11 protein-coding genes are annotated in these 8537 nt (G+C 66.0%); 8 read left to right on the top strand and 3 right to left on the bottom strand.

Going from position 1 to position 8537, the window contains the following annotated elements:
• The 5 genes from HKL97_RS03020 to HKL97_RS03040 all read left to right on the top strand — a co-directional run.
• Positions 1-133, top strand: a 133-nt coding sequence (locus HKL97_RS03020) for a transporter substrate-binding domain-containing protein (RefSeq protein WP_291422637.1), incomplete at its 5' end; no start/stop codon positions are given.
• Positions 134-207: 74 nt separating this feature from the next.
• Positions 208-2712: a helicase-related protein gene (locus tag HKL97_RS03025; RefSeq protein WP_291422628.1), complete on the top strand. Its 2505-nt coding sequence runs from the start codon at positions 208-210 to the stop codon at positions 2710-2712.
• Complete coding sequence (locus HKL97_RS03030; protein WP_291422629.1) at positions 2712-2990, top strand: RNA-binding S4 domain-containing protein; 279 nt, start codon at positions 2712-2714, stop codon at positions 2988-2990. The genes HKL97_RS03025 and HKL97_RS03030 overlap by 1 nt, the downstream gene beginning before the upstream one ends.
• Positions 2991-3079: 89 nt before the next feature.
• Positions 3080-3412: a ferredoxin FdxA gene (gene fdxA, locus HKL97_RS03035; RefSeq protein ID WP_284258478.1), complete on the top strand. Its 333-nt coding sequence runs from the start codon at positions 3080-3082 to the stop codon at positions 3410-3412.
• Positions 3413-3516: 104 nt separating this feature from the next.
• Positions 3517-4275, top strand: coding sequence for a CarD family transcriptional regulator (locus tag HKL97_RS03040; protein WP_291422630.1), 759 nt, complete (start codon positions 3517-3519; stop codon positions 4273-4275).
• 19 nt (positions 4276-4294) lie between these two features.
• Here the strand turns inward: HKL97_RS03040 and HKL97_RS03045 are convergent, their stop codons facing one another.
• From HKL97_RS03045 to HKL97_RS03055, 3 genes are all read right to left on the bottom strand, one after another.
• Complete coding sequence (locus HKL97_RS03045) at positions 4295-5368, bottom strand: DNA methyltransferase (RefSeq protein ID WP_291422631.1); 1074 nt, start codon at positions 5366-5368, stop codon at positions 4295-4297.
• A 74-nt stretch (positions 5369-5442) separates the two neighbouring features.
• Complete coding sequence (locus HKL97_RS03050) at positions 5443-6042, bottom strand: ribonuclease HII (RefSeq protein ID WP_291422632.1); 600 nt, start codon at positions 6040-6042, stop codon at positions 5443-5445.
• On the bottom strand, positions 6035-6472 hold the full coding sequence (locus tag HKL97_RS03055; RefSeq protein ID WP_408820637.1) for a nucleoside deaminase: 438 nt from the start codon (positions 6470-6472) through the stop codon (positions 6035-6037). Before HKL97_RS03055 ends, HKL97_RS03050 begins: the two co-directional genes overlap by 8 nt.
• Positions 6473-6580: 108 nt before the next feature.
• Between HKL97_RS03055 and HKL97_RS03060 the strand changes: the two genes are divergently transcribed.
• The 3 genes from HKL97_RS03060 to HKL97_RS03070 all read left to right on the top strand — a co-directional run.
• Complete coding sequence (locus HKL97_RS03060; RefSeq protein ID WP_291422634.1) at positions 6581-7291, top strand: gamma-glutamyl-gamma-aminobutyrate hydrolase family protein; 711 nt, start codon at positions 6581-6583, stop codon at positions 7289-7291.
• A complete protein-coding gene (locus tag HKL97_RS03065; protein WP_291422635.1) occupies positions 7284-8018 on the top strand; it encodes a pseudouridine synthase in 735 nt (244 codons plus the stop codon). Before HKL97_RS03060 ends, HKL97_RS03065 begins: the two co-directional genes overlap by 8 nt.
• On the top strand, positions 8015-8537 hold a 523-nt coding region (locus HKL97_RS03070; protein WP_291422636.1), incomplete at its 3' end, for an RsmD family RNA methyltransferase. The genes HKL97_RS03065 and HKL97_RS03070, both read left to right, overlap by 4 nt.

Below are 8537 nucleotides of genomic sequence, written 5' to 3' on the forward strand. Positions count from 1 at the left end.
ACGCAAGAATGAGCCTGAACTGTTGAAGAAGATCGATTCGGCGATCGCGGCGATCATCGCGAACGGAACTTACAAGAAGATTGAGTCGCATTATTTTAATTTTGACGTCTACGGCGCCAATCCGGCGAAGTGAGTCAGTGCCTGGCCCCGTGTTCGCGCGGGGCCGATGGCTTGCAAAACCGGCTGAAGGCCATCACATGCTGGGGCATGTCCGGATCGTATTCCAAGGTGAGGGCGGTGCTGGGCCCCACCAACACCGGCAAGACGCATCTGGCGATGGAGCGTCTGCTGGGGCACGCCTCCGGGATGATCGGCTTTCCGCTGCGCCTGCTGGCGCGCGAGAATTACGAGCGTATGGTGGCGCGCAAGGGCGCTAAAAATGTCGGGCTCATCACGGGCGAGGAAAAGATCGTGCCGCCGGGGGCGCGCTGGCTCTCCTGCACGGTGGAGGCGATGCCGCTGGACCGGCGGGTTGAGTTTCTGGCGGTAGACGAGATCCAGCTTTGCGCCGACCCGGACCGGGGGCATGTCTTCACTGACCGTCTGCTGCATGCGCGCGGCTTGGTGGAGACGATGTTTCTCGGCGCCGAGACGATCCGCCGCCTGCTGCTGCGTCTGGTGCCGGGGATTGAGGTTGAGACGCGGCCCCGGCTCTCCGCGCTTTCCTATGCCGGGCCGGTGAAGCTCTCGCGCCTGCCGCCGCGCTCGGCGATTGTGGCGTTCTCCGCGGCTGAGGTTTACGCCATTGCCGAGGCAGTGCGCCGCAGGCGGGGCGGCTGCGCGGTGGTGATGGGCCGGCTCTCGCCGCGCACCCGCAACGCGCAGGTGGCGCTGTATCAGGAAAAAGAGGTTGATTTTCTGGTGGCGACGGATGCCATCGGCATGGGGCTGAACATGGATGTGGACCATGTGGCCTTTGCCGGGCTCTCGAAGTTTGATGGCCGCCAGCCCCGGATGCTGCTGGCGGCGGAGGTCGCGCAGATCGCCGGGCGGGCGGGGCGCGGGATGCGCGATGGCAGTTTTGGTGTGACCGGGGTTTGCCCGCCCCTGGGCGAGGAGCTGGTGGAGGCGGTAGAGGCGCATGCCTTCGAACCGCTGGAACAACTGGCCTGGCGCAATTCGGCGCTGGATTTTGCCTCGGTGGAGGCGCTGCTGGGCAGTTTGACCATGCCGCCAGGGGTGCCGGGGCTGGTGCGCGGGCAGGATGCGGCGGATGTTTTAACCCTGGAGGCGTTGAGCCACGACCCGGAGATCCGCAAGGCGGCGCAGGGGCGGGCGGCGGCGCGGCTGTTGTGGGAGGCGTGCCAGATCCCCGATTTTCGCAAGCTGGCGACGGACGCGCATGTGAAATTATGCGCCAAAGTGTTCATGCACCTGCGCGCGGGCAAAAATTTACCGGTGGATTGGGTGCGCGGCGAGATCGAGGCGCTGGACAAAGTCGAAGGAGATATTGATACCCTCATGCAGCGGCTGACGGATGTGCGCGTTTGGGCGTATATAACCGCCAGGGCTGATTGGATGCGCGATGCCACGCCCTGGGCGCGGCTGGCGCGCGAGATCGAGGATAGAATTTCAGACACGCTGCACATGAAGTTGATGGCGCGGTTTGTGGACAAGAGGGCGGCACATTTGACCAGACGGCTGGAAGACCAAGAAGCGGAAGAGTTACAGGCGGTGGTGTCTAACCACGGCGTTGTGCTGGTGGAGGGCCATGAGGTGGGCCGCGTGGAGGGGTTCAACTTCCATCCGGACCCCGCGACGCAGGGGCAGGAGAAGAAATTTCTGCTGCGCGCGGCGCGCCGGGCCCTGGGGCAGGAGCTGCCGCGGCGGATTTTGCGCTGCGAGACCGCGGCCGATGAGGCCTTCAGCCTCACCGATGACCGGCAGGTGGTTTGGGAGGGCGCGAAGATCGCCCGGCTGAAGCGCAGCGAGAACCTGCTCAAGCCGGAAGTGGAGATTTTGCACTCCGAGTTTCTTGACGGGCTGGCGCGCGAGCGGCTGCGCGCGCGTATCAGCGCGTTTGTGGCGGCGGAGGTGGAAAAACGCCTGGGCGCGTTGCTGGTGGCGATGAAGGAGCCTCCCTCGGAGTTGCGAGGGGTGATGTACCGGCTGGGTGAGGCCTCGGGCGTGATGGAGGCGGAAAACGTGGCGCAGGATTTGCGCCCGGTGCTCAAAAAACTGGGTGTGGAGGCCGGGCGGTTCGCGTTTTTCATGCCCGCCGTGCTGAAGCCTGGCTCCGCCAAGCTGCGCGCGCTGCTCTGGGGCGTGGCGCATGACCGCAATCCGCCGCCGCTGCCTGCCGCCGGGCTGGTCTCGGCGCCGATGCCGGGCAACTGGGGGGCGGATTTCGCGCTCTCCATGGGCTGGCTGCCGGCCGGGCCGGTGATGGTGCGGCTGGATGTGGCGGAGAAGCTGGTGCGCGAGATGCATTATCTGGTGCGCAAGCATCCGGTGTTTCTGCCGCCCAACCTGGGCTCGCGCATGGGGCTGAAGCCCGACCAGCTCGCCCCGGTGCTGAATGCGCTGGGGTTCAGGATTATTCCGGCGCAGGTTCTGGGCGAGAAGAAATACGGCCCGGCGGCGCCCGCCATGCTGGCGCGCCGTAAGATGGAGCCAAAGCCGGTGGCCCCGCCGCCGCCGCCGCCCGTGCCGGTTTCTGAGGATAATCCCTTTGCGGCGCTGGCGGCGCTGCGCCAGGCCGCCCGGCGCTGATGCCCGAGGAGGATGCCGGCTGGCAACGGCTGGATAAGTTTTTATTTCATGCGCGGTTTTGCAGGACGCGCAACGTAGCGGGGGATTTGGTGGCGGCCGGCGGGGTGCGGATCAACCGTCAGCCGGTGGAGAAAGCCCATGCGCGGGTGCGGGTGGGCGATGTGCTGACCCTGGCGCTGCCGCGCGGGGTGCTGGTGGCCGAAATTCTGGCCCTGGCGCCGCGGCGCGAGGGTGCAGCCCAGGCGCAACAGCTGTATAGGGAAATTGCCGCGGATTGATATTCACGCCGCGGCGGCTTGCCTTAATGCGCCGCCACGCGCATATCCGGGGCAGAATTGCCACCGTATTATCGTATTAGGAGTGCCTGATGACCTATGTGGTCACCGAGAATTGCATCAAGTGCAAATACATGGATTGCGTGGAAGTCTGCCCTGTGGACTGCTTCTACGTCGGCGAGAACATGCTGGTGATCCATCCGGACGAATGCATCGACTGCGGCGTGTGCGAGCCGGAATGCCCGGCGGAAGCCATTTTGCCTGATAGCGACGACCGCGCGACCCCCTGGGTTGAGCGTAACCTCAGCTTCGCCAAGGTGTGGCCCAATATCACCCGCAAGGGCACCGCGCCCGCGGATGCGGATGAGTGGAAGGACAAGCCGGGCAAGGAAGCCCTGCTTTCGCCCGAGCCCGGCCAGCCGTAAGCGCGCGGCCTCCCGTGACGGGAGGCCAAAATTCTGCTACAGGGTTGTATTTGAAACCGGGCCGCCACACCGCGCGCCCGGTAATCGAGTGTAGCGGAGTTGTCATGAGTGAGAAGCCGAAGACCGTGGCGGAGGATAAATCCGCCAAACCTCTGGACGAAACAATGAATGAAGTGACAGCCGCCGCCAGACCAGCCGAAAAGCCCCCCGCCAAGCCTAAAGCCGCCAAACTGGCGGCCAAGCCGGTTGAGGATGTACGCGAAGCCGTGCCCGTGGCCCCCGTGCCTGCACCCGCGCCTGCGCCGGTCATCTCGCATTCGGGCGTGCCCGCCGGGCCGATGCGCCCGATGACGCCGCCGCGCGCCATGGCGAAGGCCGAAATTTTTGTCGCGGGCGATTTTGTGGTCTACCCGACGCATGGCGTGGGCAAGGTGGAGCGCATCGCCACCGAGGAGATCGCTGGGCATACGCTGGAACTGATCCACATCACCTTCGATGAAAACCGCATGACCCTGCGGGTGCCGACCAACAAGGCGCGCACCGCAGGCTTACGCAAGCTCGCCTCGCGCAAGCAGTTTGACGATGTGCTGGCCGTGTTGAAGGGCCGCGCGCGCATCAAGCGCACCATGTGGTCGCGCCGGGCGCAGGAATACGAGGCCAAGATCAATTCCGGGGACCCGGCGGCGATTGCCGAGGTGGTGCGCGATTTGCACCGCAACGCCGGGCAGCCGGACCAGAGTTTCTCCGAGCGCCAGATTTATGAATCAGCGTTGGACCGCCTGGCGGCTGAGTATGGGGCGCTGGAACAGGTGGATAAACCCACCGCGATCGAACGGCTGATCGCGCATCTGAAGTCGGAGTAAGACTTCAGGCCGCCGCCGTTCAGGCTTCGGCGTCTTCCTTGCGCAGCACGTCCAGCGGCACCAGCGTGCCCTGGCGCTCGAAATGCCAGAAGGTCCAGCCGTTGCAGGAGGGGGCATTTTGCACGGCGGCGCCGACCTGATGGATGGAGCCGCGGTGCGGGCCTGAGGTGAGGTTGCCCTCGGCGGTGACCTCGGCGGCGATGCGGCGTTGTTTGTCGGTGAGCTGGGTGCCGGGCTTGATGATGCCGCGCTCCACGAAGCTGCCGAACGCGATGCGGGGCGTTTCGCGCCCGGTGGGCGGGGCGGTGATGGAGGCCAGCGGCACGGGTTTTTCGGCGCGCAGGCGGCCCCAGGCGGCTTCCACATAGGCGGGGTGGCGCTCGATGCCGATGAAATGCCGGTGCAGGCGCTTGGCCACCGTGGCGGTGGTGCCGGTGCCGAGGAACGGGTCCACGATGATATCCCCCGGGCTGGTGGAGGACATGATGACGCGGTGGAGCAGCGCCTCGGGCTTTTGCGTGGGGTGGAGCTTGAGGCCATGCACGTTGCGCAGGCGCTCGCCCCCGGTGCAGAGCGGCATGGTCCAGTCCGAGCGCATCTGCAAATCATCGTTGAGCGATTTCATCGCCTGGTAGTTGAATTTATAGCGCGCGGTTTTTGATTTGGCGGCCCAGATCATGGTCTCATGCGCGTTGGTGAAGCGCCGGCCGCGGAAATTGGGCATCGGGTTGGTTTTGCGCCAGATCACGTCGTTGAGGATCCAGAAGCCGAGATCCTGCAAAATGGTGCCGATGCGGAAGATGTTGTGGTAGCTGCCGATGACCCAGAGCGTGCCGTCCTTGCTTAAAATGCGGTGGCACTGGCCCAGCCAGTCGCGGGTAAAAGCGTCATAGGCGGCGAAATCGTTGAATTTGTCCCAGTCGTCGTCAACGCCGTCGACCAGGCTGTCGTCTGGGCGGCGCAACTCGCCGCGCAGTTGCAGATTATAGGGAGGGTCGGCGAAGACGCAGTTGACCGAGGCATCGGGGAGCATGCGCAGCATCTGCCCGGCATCGCCGAGCAGTATCTGGTCAAGCGGGAGTTCACGCAGCATTTCCACGGGCAAGGCAGACCCTCAAATTCGGTAAAGGTGTAAACTGAATGTAGGGCCGTGGTCACGTCAACAGGTTAAACATTGGAGAGCAGCGGGCCAAAACCCATGCGGTGGTGCGCGGTGGGGCCCAGGCGCAGGATGGCGGCGCGGTGGACGGGGGCGGCGTAGCCGGCGTTTTTTTCCCAGCCGTAGCCGGGGTAGCGGGCGGCGAGGCGGGCCATCAGGCGGTCTCGGATGATTTTGGCGGCGATGGAGGCGGCGGCGATGGAGAGGCTGATGGCGTCGCCGCCGATGATGGTGGTGCAGGGGATGCCGCACCCCGGCGCGCGGTTGCCGTCAACCAATATGTGGGTGGGGGTTTGCGCCAAGGCGGCGATGGCGCGGCGCATGGCGAGCATGGAGGCGTGGAGGATGTTCAGCGTCTCGATCTCGCGCACGGAGGCGGCGCCGAGGCCGATGAGCGCGCCTGAGGCTTGTAGCGCGGCCAGGGCGGCGGCGCGGCGGTGGACGGAGAGTTTTTTGGAATCGTCGATGAGGGCGTTAAGGCCGGGCGGCAGGGTGGTGGGGAGGATGACCGCGGCGGCGAGCACGGGGCCGGCCAGCGGGCCGCGGCCCACCTCGTCCACCCCGGCGATGAGGCCGCCGATGCGGGTCTCGAAGCTGAGGTCAGGCATTGCGCAACCCCGCGAAGAAGCTGGCGAGCAGGGCCGCGCAGTCGGAATCGCGCACACCGCCGATAATCTCGGGCTTGTGGTGCGTGGTGGCGTGGGTGAACACGCGCGGGCCGTGTTCAACGGCGCCGGTTTTGGGGTCGTAGGCGCCGAACACCAGCTTGCGCAGGCGAAAGGCGGCGATGGCGCCGGCGCAGAGCACGCAGGGCTCCAGGGTAACGGTGATTGTGCAGTCCGCCAGGTATTTTTCGCCCCGCGCGGCGGCGGCGGCTTGTAGCGCCAGGAATTCGGCATGCGCGGTGGGGTTTTGCGTTGCCTCGGTGCGGTTGTGGGCGCTGGCAATGATGGCGCCGGACGCATCGGTAACCACGGCGCCGACCGGGATTTCACCTTGGGCGGCGGCGGCGCGGGCTTGTGCCAGGGCGTGTTCCATGGGGGTCATGCGGGGTTTCTTGCCTTGTGCGGATGCACAGGTCTAGTTGCCTTGTGCGGATGCACAGGTCTAGTTGCCTTGGTAGCGCCTGCGGGTCTAGGTGCGGGCATGACAAAACGGCCTTTGATTGGTTTGACCCTGGATGCCGAGCCTGCGGGCGGGTGGTCCAAATATCCGTGGTATGCGCTGCGGCAGAATTATTGCGAGGCGGTGGCGGCGGCCGGCGGGCTGGCGGTGGCGCTGCCGCATGATGCCGGGCTGGCGGAGGATTACCTCGGCCGGCTGGATGGGCTGATTGTGACCGGCGGCGCGTTTGATGTGGACCCGGCGCTATATGGCGAAGCCGAGCGCCACGCCACTGTGGAGCTGAAGGCGGACCGCACCACGGCGGAGCTGGCGTTGCTCCAGGGCGCGTTGCGGCGGGATATGCCGGTGCTGGGCATTTGCGGCGGCGAGCAGCTGCTGGCGGTGGTGCTGGGGGGGAGTTTGATCCAGCATATCCCCGATGCGGTGGCCGGGGCGCTGGAGCATGAGCAGAAAACCTCGCACTACCAGCCGGGGCATGAGGTGGAGATTCTGCGGGGGACGCGATTGTATGATATCGTGGGGCCGCGGATGCTGGTGAACACCTCGCACCACCAGGCGGTGCGCGGTGCCGGGCGGTCGGTTGTGAACGCGGTGGCGCCGGATGGGGTGATTGAGGGCATCGAGGTGCCGGGACTGAAATTTTGTATCGGGGTGCAGTGGCATCCCGAGTATTTGATCGACAAAGGGGATACTGCGATTTTTGCGGCGATGATGGCGGCGGCCAATGGTTGAGGAACAGCGCGGCGAGCGGATCGCCAAGTTTTTGTCACGCGCGGGGGTGGCGAGTAGGCGGGATGCGGAGGCGATGATCCTGGCTGGGCGGGTGCGGATGAACAACGCGCCGGTGGAGCATCCGGCGGTGTTCGTGGGGCCCACGGATATTGTGGTGGTGGACGGCAAGGCCGTGGCGCAGCCCGAGCGCACCCGGCTGTGGCGCTACCACAAGCCCGACGGGCTGGTGACCACGCATAAGGACCCGGAAGGCCGGCCGACGGTGTTTGAGCATCTGCCGAAGGATTTGCCGAGGGTGATCAGCGTCGGGCGGCTGGATCTGACCTCCGAGGGGTTGTTGCTGCTGACCAATGACGGCGCGCTGGCCCGCCAACTGGAGCTGCCTTCAACCGGCTGGCTGCGGCGCTACCGCGTGCGCGTGCATGGCGGGGTGGACCCGAAGAAGCTGACGCGCCTCGCCGAGGGCATGGTGGTGGACGGGGTGAAGTTCGGGCCGATCGAGGCGTCGGTGGATTCAGTGCAGCGGGCGAATACATGGCTCAGTGTTTCATTGCGCGAGGGCAAGAACCGCGAGATCAGGCGGGTGATGGACGCGCTGCTGCTGCCGGTGACGCGGTTGATACGGGTGGCCTACGGGCCGTTTCAGCTCGGGCTGCTGGCCAAGGGCGAGGTTGAGGAAGTGAACGGCAAGATTCTGCGCGAACAGGTGCCTGGGCTGGGTAAATGAGCCTGGGGCCTCGGATACTCGCGGGGGCGTGGCGCGGGCGAAAGCTGGTGGCGCCGGAGGGGTTGGAGACGCGGCCGACCGGAGCGCGGGCCAGGCAGGCGGTGTTTGATATTTTGATGCATGCGCCTTGGGCGGGGGCGGCGTTTTTGCGCGGCGCGCGGGTGCTGGATGTGTTCGCGGGCACCGGGGCCTATGGGCTGGAGGCGCTCTCGCGCGGGGCGGTGGCGGCGGATTTCATGGAGCAGGCCCCTGGGGCTTTGGCGGCGCTGCGGAAAAATATCGCGGCGTGCCAGGCGGAAGATGTGTGCCGGGTGGTGGCGGGCGATGTGCTGGGCGCGCGGGCTGGCGCGCCGCATGAGCTGGTGTTTCTGGACCCGCCGTATGGGCAGGATTTGGTGAACAAGGCGCTGGCGGTGTTGCGCGCGCGCGGGTGGATTGTGCCGGGGGCCGTGGTGGTGGCGGAGCTGGGGCCGGGGGATGAGGTGGTTTTGCCCGAGGTGCTGGCGGAGCGGGCGCATG

Source organism: Acidocella sp., assembly GCF_013044125.1.
Taxonomy (GTDB): Bacteria; Pseudomonadota; Alphaproteobacteria; order Acetobacterales; family Acetobacteraceae; genus Acidocella.